At 63.5% G+C, this 20,420-nt stretch carries 21 protein-coding genes; 11 read left to right on the top strand and 10 right to left on the bottom strand.

Going from position 1 to position 20,420, the window contains the following annotated elements; genetic code table 11:
- Positions 1-30: 30 nt before the first annotated feature.
- The 4 genes from mnmG to hemJ form a co-directional block, all read right to left on the bottom strand.
- Positions 31-1,911, bottom strand: a complete 1,881-nt coding sequence (gene mnmG / locus IVA81_RS18520) for a tRNA uridine-5-carboxymethylaminomethyl(34) synthesis enzyme MnmG (protein WP_247320638.1) — start codon at positions 1,909-1,911, stop codon at positions 31-33.
- A 659-nt stretch (positions 1,912-2,570) separates the two neighbouring features.
- Positions 2,571-3,929, bottom strand: coding sequence for a tRNA uridine-5-carboxymethylaminomethyl(34) synthesis GTPase MnmE (gene mnmE / locus IVA81_RS18515; protein WP_247320626.1), 1,359 nt, complete (start codon positions 3,927-3,929; stop codon positions 2,571-2,573).
- Positions 3,930-4,250: 321 nt separating this feature from the next.
- Complete coding sequence (rho, locus tag IVA81_RS18510; protein ID WP_008133567.1) at positions 4,251-5,516, bottom strand: transcription termination factor Rho; 1,266 nt, start codon at positions 5,514-5,516, stop codon at positions 4,251-4,253.
- Positions 5,517-5,764: 248 nt separating this feature from the next.
- Positions 5,765-6,199, bottom strand: a complete 435-nt coding sequence (hemJ, locus tag IVA81_RS18505) for a protoporphyrinogen oxidase HemJ (protein ID WP_247320624.1) — start codon at positions 6,197-6,199, stop codon at positions 5,765-5,767.
- 457 nt (positions 6,200-6,656) lie between these two features.
- Between hemJ and IVA81_RS18500 the strand changes: the two genes are divergently transcribed.
- Genes IVA81_RS18500 through dnaQ form a run of 4 tightly spaced genes read left to right on the top strand, consistent with a single transcriptional unit; the run spans position 6,657 to position 9,508 of the window.
- A complete protein-coding gene (locus IVA81_RS18500) occupies positions 6,657-7,496 on the top strand; it encodes a pyruvate, water dikinase regulatory protein (RefSeq protein WP_247320622.1) in 840 nt (279 codons plus the stop codon).
- 8 nt (positions 7,497-7,504) lie between these two features.
- A complete protein-coding gene (locus IVA81_RS18495) occupies positions 7,505-8,113 on the top strand; it encodes a Maf family nucleotide pyrophosphatase (RefSeq protein ID WP_247320620.1) in 609 nt (202 codons plus the stop codon).
- A 23-nt stretch (positions 8,114-8,136) separates the two neighbouring features.
- A complete protein-coding gene (gene coaE, locus IVA81_RS18490) occupies positions 8,137-8,736 on the top strand; it encodes a dephospho-CoA kinase (RefSeq protein WP_247320618.1) in 600 nt (199 codons plus the stop codon).
- Positions 8,737-8,791: 55 nt separating this feature from the next.
- Entirely contained in the window at positions 8,792-9,508 is a 717-nt protein-coding gene (gene dnaQ, locus IVA81_RS18485; protein ID WP_247320616.1) for a DNA polymerase III subunit epsilon, read from the top strand.
- 18 nt (positions 9,509-9,526) lie between these two features.
- Here dnaQ and secB read toward each other — a convergent pair whose 3' ends face one another.
- Positions 9,527-10,018 (bottom strand): protein-export chaperone SecB, encoded by a 492-nt coding sequence (gene secB / locus IVA81_RS18480; RefSeq protein ID WP_247320614.1) that lies wholly within the window; start codon positions 10,016-10,018, stop codon positions 9,527-9,529.
- A gap of 411 nt (positions 10,019-10,429) precedes the next feature.
- On the opposite strand from secB, the gene IVA81_RS18475 reads away from it, so the two are divergent.
- From IVA81_RS18475 to IVA81_RS18465, 3 genes are read left to right on the top strand one after another with little or no spacing between them, the layout of a single operon-like run.
- On the top strand, positions 10,430-11,137 hold the full coding sequence (locus tag IVA81_RS18475) for a Tim44/TimA family putative adaptor protein (protein WP_247320612.1): 708 nt from the start codon (positions 10,430-10,432) through the stop codon (positions 11,135-11,137).
- Positions 11,115-12,665: an MltA domain-containing protein gene (locus tag IVA81_RS18470; RefSeq protein ID WP_247320610.1), complete on the top strand. Its 1,551-nt coding sequence runs from the start codon at positions 11,115-11,117 to the stop codon at positions 12,663-12,665. The genes IVA81_RS18475 and IVA81_RS18470 overlap by 23 nt, the downstream gene beginning before the upstream one ends.
- Positions 12,662-13,252: a Smr/MutS family protein gene (locus IVA81_RS18465; protein ID WP_247320608.1), complete on the top strand. Its 591-nt coding sequence runs from the start codon at positions 12,662-12,664 to the stop codon at positions 13,250-13,252. Before IVA81_RS18470 ends, IVA81_RS18465 begins: the two co-directional genes overlap by 4 nt.
- On the opposite strand, the gene IVA81_RS18460 is transcribed toward IVA81_RS18465, so the two are convergent.
- The 5 genes from IVA81_RS18460 to hslV form a co-directional block, all read right to left on the bottom strand.
- Positions 13,249-14,373: a hypothetical protein gene (locus tag IVA81_RS18460; RefSeq protein ID WP_247320606.1), complete on the bottom strand. Its 1,125-nt coding sequence runs from the start codon at positions 14,371-14,373 to the stop codon at positions 13,249-13,251. The two genes, IVA81_RS18465 and IVA81_RS18460, sit on opposite strands and share 4 nt — an antisense overlap.
- A gap of 28 nt (positions 14,374-14,401) precedes the next feature.
- The gene (hslU, locus tag IVA81_RS18455; RefSeq protein ID WP_247320604.1) at positions 14,402-15,706 is read right to left on the bottom strand and encodes an ATP-dependent protease ATPase subunit HslU; all 1,305 of its coding nucleotides are present in this window, start codon (positions 15,704-15,706) and stop codon (positions 14,402-14,404) included.
- Positions 15,707-15,759: 53 nt separating this feature from the next.
- Complete coding sequence (locus tag IVA81_RS18450; RefSeq protein WP_247320602.1) at positions 15,760-16,377, bottom strand: DUF2585 domain-containing protein; 618 nt, start codon at positions 16,375-16,377, stop codon at positions 15,760-15,762.
- Positions 16,374-16,859 (bottom strand): GNAT family N-acetyltransferase, encoded by a 486-nt coding sequence (locus IVA81_RS18445; RefSeq protein ID WP_247320600.1) that lies wholly within the window; start codon positions 16,857-16,859, stop codon positions 16,374-16,376. The genes IVA81_RS18450 and IVA81_RS18445 overlap by 4 nt, the downstream gene beginning before the upstream one ends.
- Before the next feature lie 187 nt (positions 16,860-17,046).
- Positions 17,047-17,607 (bottom strand): ATP-dependent protease subunit HslV, encoded by a 561-nt coding sequence (hslV, locus tag IVA81_RS18440; protein WP_247320599.1) that lies wholly within the window; start codon positions 17,605-17,607, stop codon positions 17,047-17,049.
- Between the two features lie 237 nt (positions 17,608-17,844).
- Here hslV and hisB point away from each other — a divergent pair, with 237 nt between their 5' ends.
- From hisB to hisA, 4 genes are all read left to right on the top strand, one after another.
- Positions 17,845-18,438 (top strand): imidazoleglycerol-phosphate dehydratase HisB, encoded by a 594-nt coding sequence (gene hisB, locus IVA81_RS18435; protein WP_247320597.1) that lies wholly within the window; start codon positions 17,845-17,847, stop codon positions 18,436-18,438.
- A gap of 64 nt (positions 18,439-18,502) precedes the next feature.
- On the top strand, positions 18,503-19,033 hold the full coding sequence (locus IVA81_RS18430; RefSeq protein ID WP_247320595.1) for a DUF2628 domain-containing protein: 531 nt from the start codon (positions 18,503-18,505) through the stop codon (positions 19,031-19,033).
- On the top strand, positions 19,030-19,680 hold the full coding sequence (hisH, locus tag IVA81_RS18425; protein WP_247320593.1) for an imidazole glycerol phosphate synthase subunit HisH: 651 nt from the start codon (positions 19,030-19,032) through the stop codon (positions 19,678-19,680). The genes IVA81_RS18430 and hisH overlap by 4 nt, the downstream gene beginning before the upstream one ends.
- A complete protein-coding gene (gene hisA / locus IVA81_RS18420) occupies positions 19,677-20,420 on the top strand; it encodes a 1-(5-phosphoribosyl)-5-[(5-phosphoribosylamino)methylideneamino]imidazole-4-carboxamide isomerase (protein WP_247320838.1) in 744 nt (247 codons plus the stop codon). The genes hisH and hisA overlap by 4 nt, the downstream gene beginning before the upstream one ends.

Below are 20,420 nucleotides of genomic sequence, written 5' to 3'. Positions count from 1 at the left end.
GCCTGGTCCGCGCTGTTTCACGTGAAACGCCTATGCGATTGCTTTGGAGGTCTTCCGTGCCTCGCGCCGGAGATAGGCCGCGAGGATGCCGAGCGCAGCCGGCGTCATGCCGTCGATCCGGCCGGCCTGGCCGACCGTGAATGGCCGCGCCTTCTCCAGCTTGGCTCGCACCTCGTTGGAGAGACCGGGGACGAGGCTGTAATCGACCTCCGACAGCACCATCCCCTCGTCGCGCCGGAAGGCTTCGACGTCGGCGCTCTGGCGCTCGAGATAGACATCGTACTTGGCATCGATCTCGAGGTGGGTCGCAATGACGGGGTCAATCCCGGACAGCTCCGGCCAGATCGCGCGGACCTGGCTCCAGCCGATCTCCGGATAGGCCATCAGCTCGAAGGCCGACCGGCGCTGACCGTCCCGATTCAGCGACAGCCCCTGCTTAATTGCCTCGTTCGGGGTGATCGTGAGCGACTTCGACAGCGCCCTGGCCGCATTCAGGGCGTCCATCTTGGTGCGATGATGCTGGGTTCGGGCATTGCCGACGCAGCCGAGCGCGATCCCCTTCTCGGTCAGACGCTGATCGGCATTGTCGGCCCGCAGCGTCAGCCGGTATTCGGCCCGCGACGTGAACATCCGATAGGGCTCGCTGATCCCGCGGGTGACGAGGTCGTCGATCATCACGCCGAGATAGCCATCGGCACGGTCGAACACCGTCAGCGCGGCGCCGCTGGCGGAGAGCGCGGCGTTCAACCCGGCCACGATGCCCTGCCCGGCGGCCTCTTCGTATCCGGTGGTGCCGTTGATCTGTCCGGCCAGGAACAGGCCGCGCAAACGCTTGGTCTGCAGGGTCGGATCAAGCTCGCGGGGATCGATGTGGTCGTACTCGATGGCATAGCCCGGACGGACCATCTTGACCTGCTCCAGGCCAGGAATGCTGGCGAGGATCGCGAGCTGGACCTCCTCGGGGAGCGAAGTCGAAATGCCGTTGGGATAGACCGTGCTGTCGTCGAGCCCTTCCGGCTCCAGGAAGATCTGGTGACCGTCGCGGTCGCCGAAGCGGACGATCTTGTCCTCGATGGACGGGCAATAGCGCGGGCCTGAGCTTTTGATCTGGCCCGAGTACATCGGAGAGCGATGCACATTGGCGCGAATCACCTCATGGGTGGCGGCCGTGGTCCGGGTGATGCCGCACTGGATCTGCGGGGTCGTGATCCGCTCGGTCATCACCGAGAACGGCTCCGGCGGCTCGTCTCCGGGCTGCATCTCGACCGCGGACCAGTCGATTGTGGTGCCGTCCAGGCGTGGCGGAGTGCCGGTCTTGAGCCGCCCAAGGGTGAAGCCGGCACGCTCGAAGGAAGCGGACAGACCCATCGCGGGGGCCTCACCGACACGGCCGGCGGGCCAATTCTTCTCGCCGAGATGAATGAGACCACGCAGGAAGGTGCCGGTGGTGACGACCACAGCCCCTGTTCGAAGCTCGCGGCCGTCCGCCAGGCGAAGACCCGCCACCCGGCCCTCGGCCACGATCAGCTCGTCGGCCTCGCCTTCAATGACGGAAAGATCCTGGGTCTCCCGAATCGCGGCCTGCATTGCCGCGGCGTAGAGCTTGCGGTCGGCCTGGGCTCGAGGACCCCGGACGGCGGGACCTTTGCGGCGATTGAGCACGCGAAACTGGATGCCGCCGGCATCCCCTACGCGACCCATCAGACCATCGAGCGCATCGACTTCGCGAACCAGATGACCCTTGCCGAGACCGCCAATGGCGGGATTGCAGGACATCGCGCCGACGGTGGAGAAACGGTGCGTCACCAGAGCGGTCGTTGCGCCCATCCGGGCAGAGGCAGCCGCGGCTTCACAGCCGGCGTGGCCGCCGCCAATCACAATGACGTCGAAGCTCTCTCGCTCTGTTCGCATGAGCGGACTTCTAACGCAGAGGCATGAAAGCCGGAAGCGGAAACTGGGGCCGGTGTTTCACGTGAAACGGGGCTGGGGCGCGTAGCTCGAAATGTCATTTCGCGAAAACAACCCCATGCACAGTAGAAAGAGCGTTGTTCCGACTGCAGTTTCGAAGGGGCAGGACGAGTGGCTTGATCAGGTTTCACGTGAAACAGGGTCCGACGGCCCGCGAGATGAAGCTGAAGGATTGGGGACCTAGCCAACGGTATTGGATCATGGAGCGCATGGTCGGCCGCACTCCGTCATTGCGAGCGTAGCGAAGCAATCCAGAATCCCCCGCGGAGGCGGTCTGGATTGCTTCGTCGCAAGGGCTCCTCGCGATGACGGGATTGAGAGCCGAATCTTCAAGTCTCGGCGGTTGGCTGCGCTCGAACCGACTGACAGCTCGACGGCCGAGACCAGTCCCCCCGGCACCCCTGTTTCACGTGAAACAAGTAGGCAGTCGTGGTCGAGCGAAGTTGTCTGTCGTGCCTGGATTACCGTTCGCGCCACCCGGGCTACGAAGCGGCTGTTTCCCGAGGCTGTAGTCTGTTTCACGTGAAACAGGTCGGTTCCACCTGTTTCACGTGAAACGCAAGCAATGGAACAAGGTCTAATTCTACAATGAAGAACTAGCCCTACTTTCCGATGCAAAATTTCTGGAAAATGGCCCCCAGGACGTCCTCGATGTCCACCCGGCCTAGCAGCCGACCCAGGGCATAAGCGGCAGCACGCAGCTCCTCGGCCGCCAGCTCCTCGCCCTCTTCTACAAGCCCCAGACTCCGGCGCAAGCTGTCAGACGCTTGGCGCAGGAGATCGCGCTGGCGTGTCCGGGTTACCAATGCACCCTCACTGGTGCCGAAGAACTCCGCCGCAAATTTCACCAGCGCATCGACCAGGTCGGGAATGCCGTCACCCCGGCTCGCCGAGATCCCGAACTCGCCCTGCGGTCCCGCTGCCCCGACCCCACCGAGATCGATCTTGTTGCGGACGATCCAGACCGAGCCACTGGACAGATCGCTCGCGGCGCCGGACGTCGATGGCGAGCGGATCGAGTTCAGATCGACGACCTGACCACCCTCCGCCAGCCACAACACGAGGTCAGCGCTTCCAGCTCGCGCCCGCGCCCGGCGCACACCCTCCTGCTCGACGGGATCGTCGGTCTCGCGAATGCCGGCGGTGTCGATGACCGTGACGGGGTAGCCGTCGAGGTCGAGCTGCACCTCGATCACGTCGCGCGTGGTGCCGGCATGCGGCGAGACGATCGCAACCTCGCGACGCGCCAGTTGATTGATCAACGTCGACTTGCCGACGTTTGGCTCGCCGGCGATGGCGACCACGAGACCGTCGCGCAAGCGTTCAGCTTGTCCCTGTGCCGCAAGCACTTCTGCGATTTCGTCGTGAAGGGCTTTGATCGCTTTCACCGCCGGCGCCATCAGTTCCGCCGGCACGTCACCCTCATCGGAGAAATCGATGCCGGCCTCGATCAGCGCGGACGCCTCGATGATCCGCTCGCGCCAGTCGCGCGCGCGATCCCCGAGCAGACCCTGCAGCTGCCGCAGCGCCTGGCGCCGCTGCCGGTCGGTGTCGGCGTGAATGAGATCGTCGAGACCCTCGGCCTCGGTGAGATCGAGCTTGCCGTTCTCGAAGGCACGCCGCGTGAACTCACCCGGTTCGGCCGCCCGCGTATTCCGAATACCCGAAATTGAGGCAAGGAGCGCCGCCAGCACCGCGCGGCCGCCATGAACGTGGAATTCGGCGATGTCTTCGCCGGTCGCGCTGGCCGGCCCGGGAAACCAGAGCACGACCGCATCGTCGATCGGCCGGCCCGCTTCGTCGCGGAGCAGCCGGCGACCCGCCTGCCGCGGCGCAGGCAACTTGCCCGCAAGGGTCGTCAGCACATGGCCCGCCTGCGATCCCGACACACGGACCACGGCGATCGCGCTCGGCGCACGGCCGGAGGACAATGCAAAGATGGTCTGGTCTCGCGGATGCATGGCCTATTTGTCCGGCTGCCGGCGAAAAGGCAAATGTCCGTCCGGACGACAAGAGAGGCACGGCTTGCTGCGCTGACTGCTGCAGCAAATACTCATATTGCAATGCAATATAACCTGAGCATTTTGCTGCGTTTTTCCCAGCCTCGACCCACAGGGGCATTGAGCCATCTATGATTATTTTTATAAATCAACAGCTTAGGTAAGCGGTCCCTCCAACATCACGCCGGCTTCCATGCTGCACATTCTCTGCAACAAACCCGCACAACAAAAAGGGCGCCCGAAGGCGCCCTCTAAGCTTATGTAGCCTATACTGCAGTGCACTCAGGTGTTCATGGAGTCGAAGAACTCGGAATTGCTCTTGGTCGAGCGCAGCTTGTCGAGCAGGAAGTCGATCGCGTCCATCGTCCCCATCGGATTGAGGATGCGGCGGAGCACGTACATCTTCTTGAGCACCTGCGGATCGGTGATGAGCTCTTCCTTGCGGGTGCCGGAACGCGAGATGTCGATCGCCGGGAAGGTGCGCTTGTCCGAGACCTTGCGGTCCAGGATCAGTTCCGAGTTACCGGTGCCCTTGAACTCTTCGAAGATGACTTCGTCCATGCGGCTGCCGGTATCGACCAGCGCGGTCGCGATGATGGTCAGCGAGCCGCCCTCCTCGATGTTGCGGGCGGCACCGAAGAAGCGCTTGGGGCGCTGCAGCGCGTTGGCGTCGACACCGCCGGTCAGCACCTTGCCGGATGACGGCACGACCGTGTTGTAGGCGCGGCCAAGGCGCGTGATCGAATCGAGCAGGATCACGACGTCGCGGCCATGTTCGACCAGGCGCTTTGCTTTTTCGATCACCATCTCGGCGACCTGGACGTGACGCACCGCCGGCTCGTCGAAGGTCGACGACACGACCTCGCCCTTCACCGAACGCTGCATGTCCGTGACTTCTTCCGGACGCTCGTCGATCAGAAGCACGATCAGATAGCACTCGGGATGGTTATGCGTGATCGAGTGCGCGATGTTCTGCATCAGCACGGTCTTGCCGGTGCGCGGCGGCGCGACGATCAGCGCGCGCTGGCCCTTGCCGATGGGCGCGACGATGTCGATCACGCGTGCAGAAAGGTCTTTCCGCGTCGGATCGTCGATTTCCATGCGGAAACGCTGATTCGGAAACAGCGGCGTGAGGTTGTCGAAATTGACCTTGTGCTTGGCCTTTTCCGGGTCCTCGAAATTGAGCGTGTTGACCTTCAGCAGCGCAAAATAGCGCTCGCCCTCTTTCGGGCTGCGGATATGGCCTTCGATGGTGTCGCCGGTGCGCAGGCCGAAACGGCGAATCTGCGACGGCGAAACGTAGATGTCGTCGGGGCCCGGCAGATAATTCGCATCGGGCGAGCGGAGGAAGCCAAAGCCGTCGGAGAGCACTTCGACGACGCCCTGGCCGACAATGTCGGTCTCGGCGAGTGCGAGCTGCTTGAGGATGGCAAACAGCAGCTCCTGCTTGCGCATGGTGCTGGCGTTCTCGACCCCATTCTCCTCCGCAAACGAGACGAGCTCGGCCGGCGTTTTGGACTTGAGGTCTTCGAGTTTAATTTCCCGCATTGGGGTGGTCCTGTGGGGTAACCTGGGAGGGGGGTGCGAGGAGGCTCTGAAATGCGGACGTGAGAAGATAAGGTCCGCAGGTCTGGCAAGGTTAAGTGCCGGTGAGGCTTCAAACCTGATGCGGTGTCCGGCCTCTGGAAAGCTCAGACAAAACCACATCCGCCTGCGTTGGGTGGGATATCGCTAATATAGAAAATCGCTCCCTGCTCCGCAAGCCGAAGCGCTGAGCTAATCGTCACGCACCCTGCCTAGAACGGCTTCACGATCACCAGGATGACGATGAAAATCATCAGGACGGTCGGCACCTCGTTGATAATCCGATAGAATTTCTGGCTCCGCGGGCGCCGGTCGGCAGCGAAATCCTTCAGCCAGCGGGAAAAAAAGCCGTGGACCGCCGACAGCGCCAGGACCAGTGCCAGTTTTACGTGCAGCCAGCCGAACGAGAACCAATGGCCGGACCAGGCGAGAAAGAGCCCGGCCAGCCATGTGACGATCATGGCGGGGTTGATGATGGCCTTGAGCAGCCGGCGTTCCATCACCTTGAACGTTTCCGACTGCTTAGAGCCGATCTCGGCCTCGGAATGATAGACGAACAGCCGCGGCAGATAGAGCATGCCCGCCATCCAGGAGATGACGGCGATCACATGCAGCGCCTTGATCCAGAGATAGACGTCTTCGAACATTTTCGCGGTCCGGCTTTTCTGCCCAGCGAAAGGAACTGGGGATAGTAAGAACTCGTTAAGGTCTCACCTGCACACATATCCGTCCGTAGCGCCTTCCTCAAATCTAGAATCTTAGATTCTTAAGGTTTGAGTCTATGTGACCGTGGATTGGACTCATGCAATTCCGTCCGCGGGTTCACGCGCGCTTGTTCACACCCATCAACATATCCCCGAAGCTCCTGGTGCCTTCCGATAAGTCGGCCAGCTTCAAAGGCTTGCGCCTTTCTGTCGGCAGCTTATCAAGGGGGTTGTCCGCGCAATCCCGTTTCCGTCCGCGCAGGCCGGCGAACTTGTTCAGACGGGCAGCGGTGTGAAGAAAATTGGCACTTGTCCCGCCCCTGGTGTCGCGCAACCCTTTCCGAGCGGTTAAGCTCCACAGAAATCCACAAACCACACCGCCTTCATACAAAGAGATTTTGTGCCAACCTCGAACAATTATTTCCATCTGCACCTCGTCTCCGACTCCACCGGCGAAACGCTGATCACCGTGGCACGGGCGGTCGCGGCCCAATACGCCAATGTGACGCCGGTCGAGCATGTCTATCCGCTGGTGCGCAGCCAAAAGCAGCTCGATCGGGTGCTCGACGAGATCGAGGAAGCGCCGGGGATCGTGCTGTTCACGCTGCTCGAGAAGGATCTGGTCTCCAGGCTCGAGGACAAGTGCAAGGAGATCAACGTTCCGAGCCTGTCGATCATCGGCCCGGTGATGCAGCTGTTCGAAGCCTATCTCGGGGCTGCGACCACGGGCCGCGTCGGCGCTCAGCACGTCCTCAACGCGGAATATTTCAAGCGCATCGACGCGCTTAACTACACGATGATCCACGACGACGGCCAGCACGTCGAAGGCCTTGACGATGCCGACGTCGTCCTGGTCGGCGTGTCCCGCACCTCGAAGACGCCGACATCGATTTATCTCGCCAATCGCGGCATCCGCACCGCCAATGTGCCATTGGTTCCGGGCATCCCGGTGCCCTCGCAATTGGAGACGCTGACGCGGCCGCTGGTCGTCAGTCTGCACGCGACGCCGGAACGACTGATCCAGATCCGCCAGAATCGCCTGCTCTCGATGGGCTCCGACTCCGGCAACGACACCTATACCGACAGGCAGTCGGTCACCGAGGAGGTCGCGTTTGCGCGCAAGCTCATCGCCAAGCATGATTGGCCGCTGCTGGACGTCACGCGTCGTTCCATCGAGGAAACCGCGGCGGCGATCATGAAGCTGTACAGTGACCGCCAGCGCAACCGGCCTTCCGGATAATTTTCGCGATGGGTCTGTGGCTCGGCAAATCTCCGTTGATCCTGGCCTCGCAGAGCAGCGCGCGGAAGTTGCTGCTGGCGAATGCCGGTCTCGAATTCAAAGCGATCACGGCCGATATTGATGAACGCAGCATTCAGGCTGCGTCGAAGCTTTCGAACCCGCGTGAGATCGGCCTGCTGCTGGCGCGCGAAAAAGCCAAAGCCGTCTCGGCGCATCATCCTGGGAGCTACGTGATCGGCGCCGATCAGACCCTGGCTCTTGGCGACCGTCTCTTCAACAAGCCCGCCGGCCGTCCGCAGGCCTTGGCGCAATTGCGCGATCTCGCCGGCAACAGCCATGAGCTGAATTCCGCGGTGGCGGTGGCGCATGACGGCAAGATTGTTTTCGAAGACGTCTCGATCGCCCGCATGACCATGCGGGAGATGACGGAGGACGAGCTTGCAGCCTATCTGGATGCCGCCGGCGACGCGGTGACGACCAGCGTCGGCGCCTATCAGCTCGAAGGGCTGGGCATCCATCTGTTCGAGCGCATCGAAGGCGACCATTTCACCATTCTCGGCCTGCCTTTGCTGCCGCTGCTTGCGTTTCTGCGACGCGAACGGCTAGTTGCCGTGTAAATGACTGACATGGCTGTAGGCTGATGCGGATCCTGGGACTGACCGGCTCGATCGGGATGGGAAAATCCACCACCGCGAAACTGTTCGCGGAGGCTGGTGTGCCCGTCTACGACGCCGATGCCGCCGTGCATCAGCTCTATGAGGGTGAAGCCGCCCCCGCGATCGAGGCCGCCTTTCCCGGCACCACCGCGAATGGCAAGGTCGATCGGCCAAAACTGTCGGCGCGCGTCGTGCACGATCCTGCCGCCATCAAGCAGCTCGAGCAGATCGTCCATCCGATGCTCGGCGCCTCCCGGCAAAAGTTCTTCGCCGAGGCGGAAGCGGTCAAGGCGCCGGTCGTGGTTCTCGATATCCCGCTGCTGTTCGAGACTGGTGGCGAGAAGCGGGTCGACGCCGTGGTCGTGGTCTCGACCTCGCCGGAACTCCAGCGTGAGCGGGTGCTGGCGCGCGGCACCATGGACGAAGCCAAGCTCGACGCGATCATCGCCAAGCAGACGCCCGACGCCGAAAAGCGCCGGCGCGCCGATTTCGTGGTGGATACGTCACACGGACTCGAGCCGGTGCGCGCGCAAATCAAGCACATCCTGACCGAGGTCGTTAAGATGCCGCAACGGCGAACCTGATTCGCCGCCTCACACGGCCCTCACGATCCTGATCTCAAGACACCAATCCCAAGACATGCGCGAAATCGTTCTCGACACCGAAACCACCGGCCTCGATCCGCTTCGCGGCGATCGTCTGGTCGAAATCGGCTGCGTCGAGATCTTCAACCGCATGCCGACGGGGCAGAGCTTCCACGTCTACATCAATCCCGAACGGGACATGCCGGCGGAAGCGTTTGCGGTGCATGGACTATCGGCCGAATTTCTGGCGACCAAGCCGCTGTTCCACGAGGTCGTCGACGAGTTCCTGGAATTCATCGGCGATGCGCCGCTGGTGATCCACAACGCTTCGTTCGACGTCGGCTTCATCAATGCCGAGCTCGATCGCATCAAACGTGCGGCGATCCCGCGCGAACGGCTGGTCGATACGCTGCTGCTGGCGCGTCGCAAGCATCCGGGCGTGTCCAACCGGCTCGACGATCTCTGCTCGCGCTATGCGATCGATAATTCACACCGCACCAAGCACGGTGCGTTGCTGGACGCCGAGCTGCTGGCCGAGGTCTATGTCGATCTGGTCGGGGCGCGGCAGTCGCAGCTGCTCCTGGCGTCGGACGCTCAGGAGATTCGCGTCAATGCGGCGGGCGATGCACCGCGGCGGCAGCGCCTGGTGCCGCTGGCGCTGCGGACTTCCGACGCCGAGCGCGAGGCCCACCGGGCCTTCATCGCAACGCTCGGCGACAAGGCGATCTGGAACGAGTATCTCGCCGCTCCAGTCACCCCTCCGGCTGGATAGCCGTGATTTAGGCCTGATTTAGGCCTGGCCGGTCTGGCCACCACCCTGAGCGGCCATTTGCCGCTCCATGTTCTGGCGATAGAGACCGACGAAGTCGACCGGATCCAGCATCAGGGGCGGGAACCCGCCGTCGCGCACCGCGGTCGCGATGATCTCGCGGGCGAACGGGAACAGCAGGCGCGGGCACTCGATCATGACCAGCGGATGCAGATTCTCCTTCGGCACGTTGGCGATGCGGAACACGCCGGCGTAGGCGAGCTCGAACGAGAACATCATCTTGCCCGCAGTTTCGGCCTTGCCCTCGACCGACAGCGTCACCTCGAACTCCTGTTCGCTGAGATTGTTGGCGCTGACATTGATCTGGATGTTGATCTGGGGCGGCTGGCTCTGCTGCTGGAGCGAACTCGGCGCGTTCGGATTTTCGAACGAAAGGTCCTTGGTATATTGCGCCAGCACGTTGAGCTGGGGAGCCTGGGCCGCCTCGGGAGGGGTGCCGTTACCGTTGGTCATGAGAGTCTCTCCTTACCCGATTGGGGCTGAATTTCGCGGCGGTTGGCTAACATAGGGCCGCCTCATTCCACAAGGACGAACGGTCCCGGAGGGGAATTCGGGCCGCGCCCGCCGCTGTGACGCTCACCATGCCTTTTCCGCAAATTCGCGCCTTAAACGATTGAAGATGCGCGATTTCCGGGCAGGTTCGGGTTTCCCCTTAAGCATAAAACGCGCTACACTCGGCGCTGTGCCAAAAGGCGCCATTGGCCAGGCAAGATTTCGTGCCTACATCCCACGGACCTGACGTGGACCTAAAATGGTGATGTAGACTTGCCGTTCCCGTATGGAACGGTCTACTGGCCGGATTGATTTTCCCGGCGACGACCCCAAAGCGAAGACCCAGAGCAAAGACCAGAAAGCGAATACGACGTGGACATCTACACCATTATCTTCCTGGCGCTGGCGGTCTTCATCTTTCTGCGGCTGCGCAGCGTGCTCGGGCAGCGGACCGGCAACGAGCGGCCGCCGTTCGATCGGACCGCCGCCCGCAATGCGTTGGGGGGTGCCCAAGACAACAACGTCGTGACCATGCCGGGCAAGGTGATCGACCAGGCCCCGCTGGCGCCGGCGGCCGAGCCGACCCCGCCCTCCGACCGCTGGAAGGGCCTGACCGAGCCGGGCACCGCACTGGCGCAGGGCCTGGATGCCATCGTCGACAAGGATTCCGCGTTCGACCCGCGTCATTTCATCTCGGGCGCCCGCGGCGCCTACGAGATGATCGTGCTGGCCTTTGCCAATGGCGACCGCCGCGCGCTGCGCGACCTGTTGTCGTCGGATGTCTATGACAGCTTCGACGCCGCCATCAAGGAGCGCGAGAAGAACGAGCAGAAGACCGAGACCCGCTTCGTCTCGATCGACAAGGCCGAGCTCGTCGGCGCCGAGCTGCGCGATCGTACCGCCCAGCTCACGATCCGTTTCGTCTCGCAGATGATCTCGGCGACCCGAGACAAGGCCGGCAACATCGTCGATGGCAGCGCCGACACGGTCGCCGACATCACCGACATCTGGACTTTCGCCCGCGACATCACCTCTCGCGATCCGAACTGGAAGCTGGTTGGCACCGGAAGCGCGAATTAAGGTCCTTCTGAAGACCAGCGCGACCGCGCTTTGCGCAGGCGTCGTCGTGCTGTCGTCGTTTTCGCTCGGCGCCGAGGCGGCGCGGCGCCACTATCGCAGCCATCACCATCATCTCCCGGCATTGCCTGCCGCTCCGCCGCGGGCCTTGCCCTATCCGCAGCTCCCGCTGCCGTTCGAAATATCCGGCGCGCAATATCTGCCGCTGGCCTGGGCGGACGTGAAGGGCTGGGGCGATGACAATCATCTCGCGGCGTACAAAACGTTCCGCGCCAGCTGTCGGACGATCAATGCGCAGACCGGCGCGGCCGAGTCGAAGGCCGAATCAAAAGCAATTGGCGGCTCGCTGAACGAACCTTGCCGGGCGGCAAAATCGCTCGAGCTCGCCGACGACGCCAAGGCAAAGACCTTCTTCGAGGAGAACTTTTCGCCGCTGCGGATCTCGCGTCTCGGCGAGCCCGACGGTTTCGTCACCGGCTATTATGAGCCGGTGCTGGAGGGATCGCGCACGCAGACCGATGTCTACAATGTGCCGGTCTACCGCCGTCCCTCGAATCTGTTCGTGCGCGGATACAAGCAGGATTCTGTGAGCCTGCCCAACAAGGGCCCGGTCTATCGCAAGATCGGCCGCCGCAAGCTGGTACCCTATTACGATCGCGGCGAGATCGAGGACGGCAAGATCGCCGGCCGCGGGCTGGAGATCGCCTGGCTGAAGGATCCGACCGATCTGCTGTTCGCACAGATCCAGGGTTCGGCGCGGATCAAGTTTGACGACGGCGGCACAGTGCGGCTCAATTACGACGCCTATAACGGCTATCCCTATACGGCCGTCGGTCGCATCCTGATCGAGCGCGGCATCATCCCGAAAGAGGAGATGTCGATGCAGAAGATCAGGGAATGGATGACGCAAAACCCTGAGGGCGCCAAGGAGCTTCGCCGCGCGAACCGCGCCTACATCTTCTTTCGCGAGGTCAACCTGTCCGACAAGGACGAGGCGGTGGGTGCGCAAGGCATTCCGCTGACCGCGGGACGCTCCATTGCCGTGGACAAATCGCTGCATGTCTACGGCACGCCGTTTTTCATCGAGGGCGAGCTGCCGATCGATTCGGAGCGCTCCAAGACGCCGTTCCATCGGCTGATGATCGCGCAGGATACCGGCTCGGCCATCATCGGACCCGCGCGCGCCGATCTATTTTTCGGCGCTGGCCAGGAGGCCGGCCGTATCTCCGGGCGGCTGCGCCATCCCATGCATTTCGTGATGCTGGTGCCGAAGGGCCTCGATCCCACGGCGCGCGGCGCCCGGCTGCCGGTGCCTGATCCGCGCCCCTCGGAGAAGATCGCCAAGCTGTTTCCGCAAACCGATCCCGGGAAGGGGACGGCCAAGCCTGCTGCCGCCACTGGTCCTACGGACACCAAGACCGACACGGTCGCCATCGCCGGTCCGGTCCCGCTGCCCGCGCCGCGTCCCGTGATCGAGCCCGCTTCCGAACCGCAGCGGCCGGTGAAGAAACGTCCCCATCGGCAGCAATGAAGCGATCGTCCCGTCCGCCCGTGCTGGAGCCTCGCCCCTCGCCGCGCCGCCGCGCGCTGAGCGAGGAGGAGCGCGAGCTGTGGGAGGTCGTTGCCAAACAGGTCAAGCCGCTGAGGAAGCAGCGCACGGCGAAGGCGCATGCTCCGCCGCGTGCCGAGCCCTCATCCGTCGCACCAATCGCGCGGCCCACGTCATCGGCCCGCCCGATTGCCGCAGCGCCGGCACCGCGCGCCGCAAAACCAGCCGTCCCGCCTTTGGCGCCGCTCGGCAAGCGCGAGCGCACAAAACTGTCGCGCGGCCGCAGCGAGATCGAGGCACGGCTCGATCTGCACGGCATGACCCAGACGCGCGCCCATCGCGCCCTCACCGGCTTCCTGCACCGGGCCCATCACGACGGCCTGACCTTCGTGCTGGTCATCACCGGCAAGGGCCGCAGCGGCGGCGAAAGCGGCGTGCTGCGCCGTCAGGTGCCGGAATGGCTGAGCCTGCCGGAATTCCGCGCCTTCGTCGTCGGCTTCGAGACGGCCCATATCGGCCATGGCGGCGAGGGCGCGCTGTATGTGCGGATCCGGCGGGCGAGACTCTAGAACGGCCGGATGATTCCGACGCGCGGGATCAGCGTGAGGATCAGGCCGAAGATGTTGGTGTTCCGATCCTCCGCCGGAATCGGCGCAGTCTCGCGCGCAGCCGGCAGCATCTTCACCGCATGCAGGATCAGGAACATGCAGACCGCCCAGTTCGAGATCCAGCGCGAATAGTCGAACACCATCGCGAACATCACGACATAGGCGAGACTGACGCCGATCAGCGCCGCGATCACGAGGCGGCGGTGCGTGTCGCGTGCCAGCGCGCCGATCAGCTTCGCAAAATAGCGCCACAGCGGAATGTGCAGCCAGATCAGCAGCGCGAACACGGGTATGCCGAGGATGTTGTGCGGCAGGCGGCCCCAGGTGTCCGAGACCTCCTTCGCCAGCGGCTGGTACCAGATGTAGGCGAATTGCAGCAGGTCGGTTCGCGAGGGATCTGCCATCCGGGTCTTCAGATACGCGACGAAATCCGCTTCCGGGATCGGCATCGTTCCCAGGAATTGCGCGGCGAAGAACAGCGCGGAGACAATGAGCAAGGCGAGGATGCCGAAGACGACGTTGCTGCGATTGGGCCCGTAAGCGAGATAGTGCCTGGCCACGACAATGGTGATGATCGTCGGCACATACATCAGCAGATGAATGTGGTGAATCAGCACGAGAACGATCGAGAACAACGCGGCCGTGGCGACGAACAGCAACGACCCCGCCGGCATCAGCAGCAGGACGAGCGACAGCGCACAGCCATAGATGTCGAAATGGCCGAGCGTGTGGATGAAGTTCTTCAGAAAGAATGGCGAGCCCGCCATGAAGACGAACAGCGGCAGCGTTTTCGCGGTGAAGCCGAAGGTCTTCTGAAACAGCCTTGCGTAAAGGGCTGATGTCACCAGCCACGTCACCCCGCCGATCGCGAACACGGCCCATACCGGCACCTTGTCCGTGAACAGCGCGACGATGGCGCCGATCAGTGCGCGCTTGATGAAGCCGAAATGGTAGTCGACCAGGAGATGGATGTAGGGGACGTAAGGCGGCAGCTGGATCTTGTGGACGAACACGCCAACGATGACCGCCGCGTTGACCGCGAGCAGGATGCGCCAGGGATTATGCAGGATGCGTACGGTCACGCCGCATCAATAGCGTGACCGCCCAGAATTACAAAATAAACCGGCTCAGATCCGCGTTCTTGGCGAGGTCGCCGACGTGCTTCTGCACGAAATCCGCATCGACCCGGACGGTCTCGCCGTTGCGGTCGGGGGCGGTGAAGGAGATCTCGTCGAGCACCCGCTCCATCACGGTCTGCAGCCGCCGCGCGCCGATGTTCTCGACGGTCGAGTTGACGGCGACCGCGACATCGGCGAGCGCGTCGATGGCGCTGTCGGCGATGTCGAGCGTCACGCCCTCGGTCTGCATCAAGGCGACATATTGCTTGATCAGCGAGGCCTCGGGCTCGGTCAGGATGCGGCGCATGTCGTCGCGGGTCAGAGCCTGCAATTCGACGCGGATCGGCAGGCGGCCCTGCAATTCCGGCAACAGGTCGGACGGCTTTGCGACGTGGAAGGCGCCCGAGGCGATGAACAGGATGTGGTCGGTTTTCACCGCGCCATGCTTGGTGGAGACCGTGGTGCCTTCGATCAAGGGCAGCAGATCGCGCTGCACGCCCTCGCGCGAGACGTCGCCGCCGACGCGGCCGTCGCGTGCGCAGATCTTGTCGATCTCGTCCAGGAACACGATGCCGTTGTTCTCGACCGCGCTGATCGCCTCCAGCGTCAGCTGATCGGTATCCAGCAGCTTGTCGGATTCCTCGTTGACGAGGATCTCGTGCGAGCCTTCCACGGTCAGCCGCCGCGTCTTGCTGCGGCCCCCGAGCTTGCCGAAGATGTCGCCGATCGAGATCGCGCCCATCTGCGCGCCCGGCATGCCCGGGATCTCGAACATCGGCATGCCGCTACCGGACGACTGCGTCTCGACCTCGATTTCCTTGTCGTTGAGCTCGCCGGCGCGCAGCTTCTTGCGGAAGGATTCGCGCGTCGCCGGGCTGGCATTGGCGCCGACCAGCGCGTCGAGCACGCGTTCCTCGGCGGCGAGCTGCGCGCGGGCCTGCACGTCTTTGCGCTTCTTCTCGCGGACCTGGGCGATCGCGACCTCGACGAGATCGCGCACGATCTGCTCGACGTCGCGGCCGACATAGCCGACCTCGGTGAACTTTGTCGCTTCCACCTTCAGGAACGGCGCATTCGCAAGTTTCGCCAGCCGCCGCGCGATCTCGGTTTTGCCGACGCCGGTGGGGCCGATCATCAGAATGTTCTTCGGCAGCACCTCTTCGCGCAAGGAGCCTTCGAGCTGCTGCCGCCGCCAGCGGTTGCGCAGCGCGATCGAGACGGCGCGCTTGGCATCGGCCTGGCCGACGATGAAACGGTCGAGTTCGGAAACGATTTCACGGGGGGAGAAGTCTGTCATGGGACCTTAGCTAGGGTCAGTTGCGGGCCGGGACAAGCCGGTTTTTTCGACCGTCAGATGATCGGCGGGCCGGATTGCCATTGCTTCACGGCCTCGACCGGATGGATCAGCATCAGGATATTGAGCGTCAGATTGTCGCGAATGTGGAGCGCCAGCATGATCTCGAAGGCGAGCCCGAGCAGGACGGTCGCGGATACAGGCAGCACGCGCGCGGCGAGGAACCCCAGCACCATGGCCAGATTGTCGGAGACCGAATTGACGATGCTGTCGCCGAAATAATCCAGCGAGATCGTGCCGGCGCGATAGCGCTCGATGATGAAGGGCGAGTTCTCGACGATCTCCCAGGCACCTTCGATCAGCATCGCGATGATCAGCCGTGCCGGCCAGGACAGAGGCAGGAACGGCAACCGCGCGAACAGCAGCCAGGTCAGGCCGTAGAACAGGAAACCGTGCAGGACGTGCGAGAATGTGTACCAGTCGGTGATGTGCTGGGAATTTTCCGAGCTGTTCACCACGCCATGCCACAGCTTGACATAGCCGCAGGTGCAGATCGGCACGCGCCCCATCGCAAGCAGGATCGAGGCTTGCAGCGCCATCAGCAGCAGCGCGATTCCGACCCAGCCGAGCGGAGGTACCGCGACTTTGCTCTGATGCGTGCTCGTCAGCGTCATTGGTCGCGCACCATCAACAGCGCGACACCGTCCGGCGTCTCGACCATGCGATCGCGGACAAAGCCTGCCTTCTCATAGGCACGTATGGCGCGGGGGTTCAGCGGGTCCGGATCGGTAACCATGCGTGGCAGGCCCTCCCGGAGCTTCTCATCGACGAATTGGCGGATGAACGCCGAACCGTGACCGCGTCCGATCATGTCGCTTTCGCCGATGAACTGGTCGATCCCACGCGTGCCCTCCGGTTGCGGCCCAAAGCCCGTATTCCAGGCGGTCAGGCGATAGCATTGAAGATAGCCCAGGGGCTGCTGGCCAGCCAACACGATGAACTGGTCCATGGCCGGCTCATCGAGGTCGCCGCTGACGAGCGCAAACTGCTCGTCCGGGTCGCCCCACCATTCCCGTACATCCGCCCCGCCCAGCCACCGCCGGATCAGCGGCAAATCGGCCGTTGTCATCGGGCGGAAGGTGTAGGTTACGGCCATGTAGCGGCACCGGCAGTGCTGTTCTCCCTCTCCCGCTTGCGGGAGAGGGCTGGGGAGAGGGTGTCTCCGCAATGGGACAGCCTCCAAGAGGAGAGAGCCCCCACCCGGCGCTTCGCGCCGACCTCCCCCGCAAGCGGGAGAGGTTGCGCCGAGCGCGCGGATAGGAGTTCGGGCAATGACGCTCCGCCTAGCCGGTCGTCAGGCTTTCGATGGTCAGGTTGCGGTTGGTGTAGACGCAGATGTCGGCGGCGATGTCCATGGAGCGGCGGACGATGGTCTCGGCGTCCTTGTCGGTGTCGAGCAGGGCCCGTGCCGCCGCCAGCGCGTAATTGCCGCCGGAGCCGATCGCCATCACGCCGGCCTCGGGCTCCAGCACGTCGCCGGTGCCTGTCAGCACCAGGGAGACGTCCTTGTCGGCCACGATCATCATGGCCTCCAGCCGCCGCAAATAGCGGTCGGTGCGCCAGTCCTTGGCCAGCTCCACCGCGGCCCGGGTCAGCTGCCCCGGATATTGCTCGAGTTTGGCCTCGAGCCGCTCAAACAGGGTGAAGGCATCGGCGGTTGCGCCGGCAAAGCCGCCGATCACGTCGCCCTTGCCGAGTTTCCGGACCTTCTTGGCGTTGGATTTGATCACGGTCTGGCCGATCGAGACCTGGCCGTCGCCGCCGACCACCACCTTGCCGCCCTTGCGGACCGTCAAAATCGTGGTGCCGTGCCAGCCCGGCGAGCTGTTCTGGGAATCCTGCATGAAATACCTCGTTGTCCGGCCTGATTTAGGCGGTCAGGAGCAGGCGCACAACGGGCCGTTCCGGGCCGAATTCACTCACCATAGGTAGAAGTAGAGGTCCCGCCAGCCGTTCCCGCAGTAGCGAAGGGGTCATTTGACTGTTAATAGACTGGCGTTTTCGGCCCCGAGCATGATCCCGGAAAAGTGGATACCGGTTTTCCGGGAAGGATCATGCTCAAATAGAAGCGAAAGCCTTCAATGCGCACCGCGACGATCAAGCGGAAGACCAAGGAAACCGACATCGAGGTCACCGTGAACCTCGATGGCACCGGCGTGGCCAATATCGCGACCGGCATCGGCTTTTTCGACCATATGCTCGATCTCCTCGCCCGCCATTCCCGCATCGACCTCACGGTCAAGGCGGTGGGCGATCTGCACATTGATTATCACCATACCACCGAAGACACCGGCATCGCGCTCGGCCAGGCGGTCAGGCAGGCGCTCGGCAGCATGGCGGGCATCACCCGCTATGCCGGCGTGCACATGCCCATGGACGAGACGCTGTCGCGCGTGGTGATCGACATCTCGGGCCGTCCGTTCCTGGTGTTCAAGGCCGACTTCCCCCGCGACAAGATCGGTGAGTTCGACACCGAGCTGGTGCGCGAGTGGTTCCAGGCCTTCGCCATGAACGCCGGCGTGACTCTGCACGTCGAGACCCTATATGGCGATAACAGCCACCATATCGCCGAGTCCTGCTTCAAGGGTCTGGCGCGGGCGCTGCGCACCGCGGTCGCGATCGATCCGAAAGCGGCGGGAGAAATCCCGTCCACCAAGGGCTCGCTCGGCGGCTGACGTCTTTCGGCCCGCGGCACGCGCCGCTTGCGGTATTACTGAGTCCTAGGAACGGGGCATCACCATGTCTGTCTACACAGTTCATGCTCCCTCCCCTGCCGGAGCCGATCTGCGCGCGACCGACAGGTTCGTGTTCGTGCGTGACGGTTTCCATGTCAAAGCGATGATCTTCGGTCCGTTCTGGCTGCTGTGGCATCGGCTGTGGCTGGTTCTGATCGGCTATCTGATCTTCGTGGCGGCGTTCAACGCGGGGCTGTCCAGCCTCGGTGTTGGACGAGGCCCGATCTTCTTCGCCGATCTCATCGTTGCGCTGCTGATGGGGTTCGAGGCCTCGAGCCTGCGTCGCTGGACACTGTCGCGCGGCAAATGGCGGCAGCTCGACGTGGTGCTTGGCGACAACGAGGACACTGCCGAGCGCCGCTTCTTCGAGCGCTGGAGCCAGAAGCAGCACGGCATCGTCAACGATCAATGGGCCGTCGATCGCGGCGGCCCGCCGCCGACCCGCACTGTGCCGGGTCAGCAATTCTCGAACCCGCCGCCCATTCCGGCCGGCGGCATCATTGGATTGTTTCCAGAACCGGGAGGGTCAAGATGAGCGTCGCCATCATCGATTACGGTTCCGGCAACCTGCATTCCGCCGCGAAAGCCTTCGAGCGCGCGGCGCGCAGCCTGGAGATTCCGCAGAAGGTCTTCGTCACCAGCGATCCGGACCAGGCCTATGGCGCCGACCGTCTGGTGCTGCCGGGCGTCGGCGCCTTCGCCGATTGCCGGCGCGGGCTGGATGCCGTCAACGGCATGGTCGAGGCGATCACCGAAGCGGTGCGCGTCAAGGCGCGGCCATTTTTCGGCATCTGCGTCGGCATGCAATTGATGGCGAGCCGCGGCAAGGAACATGTCATCACCGAAGGCCTGAACTGGATCGGCGGCGACGTCGAGAAGATCACGCCGCGCGATGAGAGCCTGAAGATCCCGCACATGGGCTGGAATACGCTCGAGGTGCTGCAGGAGCATCCGGTGCTGAACAAGCTGCCGCTCGGCCCCAAGGGCCAGCACGCCTATTTCGTGCACTCCTACCACCTCAACCCCACCAGCGAGGTGGACGTGCTCGCGCGCGCCGATTACGGCGGGCCTGTCACCGCGATCGTCGGCAAGGACACCGCCATCGGCACCCAATTCCACCCCGAGAAGAGCCAGCGCTTTGGCCTCGCTCTGATCTCGAACTTTCTGCGATGGAAACCGTGATCCTCTTTCCGGCGATTGACCTCAAGAACGGCCAGTGCGTGCGCCTCGAGCAAGGCGACATGGCGCGTGCGACCGTGTTCAACCTCAATCCCGCCGCGCAGGCGCAGAGCTTTGCCGAGCAGGGTTTTGAGTATCTTCACGTCGTCGACCTCGACGGTGCCTTTGCCGGCAAGCCGGTGAATGCCGGGGCTGTCGAGGCGATGCTGAAGACGATCAAGATCCCGGTGCAGCTCGGTGGCGGCATTCGCGATCTCAAGACCGTCGAAGCCTGGCTCGCCAAGGGCATTACCCGCGTCATCATCGGCACCGCCGCGGTGCGCGACCCTGAATTGGTGAAGGCGGCCGCGAAAAAGTTTCCGGGCCGTGTCGCGGTCGGGCTTGATGCGCGTGACGGCAAGGTCGCGGTCGAAGGCTGGGCCGAGACCTCGCAGGTGACGGTGCTCGAGATCGCGCAGCGCTTCGAGGACGCCGGCGTTGCCGCGATCATCTTCACCGACATCGCGCGTGACGGCCTGCTCAAGGGCTTGAACCTGGATGCGACCATTGCGCTGGCGGACAGCATCTCCATCCCCGTGATCGCCTCCGGCGGTCTCGCCTCGATCGAGGACGTCAAGGCGATGCTGACGCCGCGGGCGTCGCGGCTCGCCGGCGCGATCGCAGGCCGCGCGCTTTACGATGGTCGGCTCGATCCCGCCGCGGCCCTCACTTTGATCCGCAACGCACGCGCGCCCGGGAGCTGA

Origin of the sequence: Bradyrhizobium sp. 141 (assembly GCF_023074055.1) — a bacterium.
Taxonomy (GTDB): domain Bacteria; phylum Pseudomonadota; class Alphaproteobacteria; order Rhizobiales; family Xanthobacteraceae; genus Bradyrhizobium.
The sequence above is the reverse complement of the archived record's forward strand: the minus strand, read 5'-3'. Positions and strand labels throughout refer to the sequence as shown.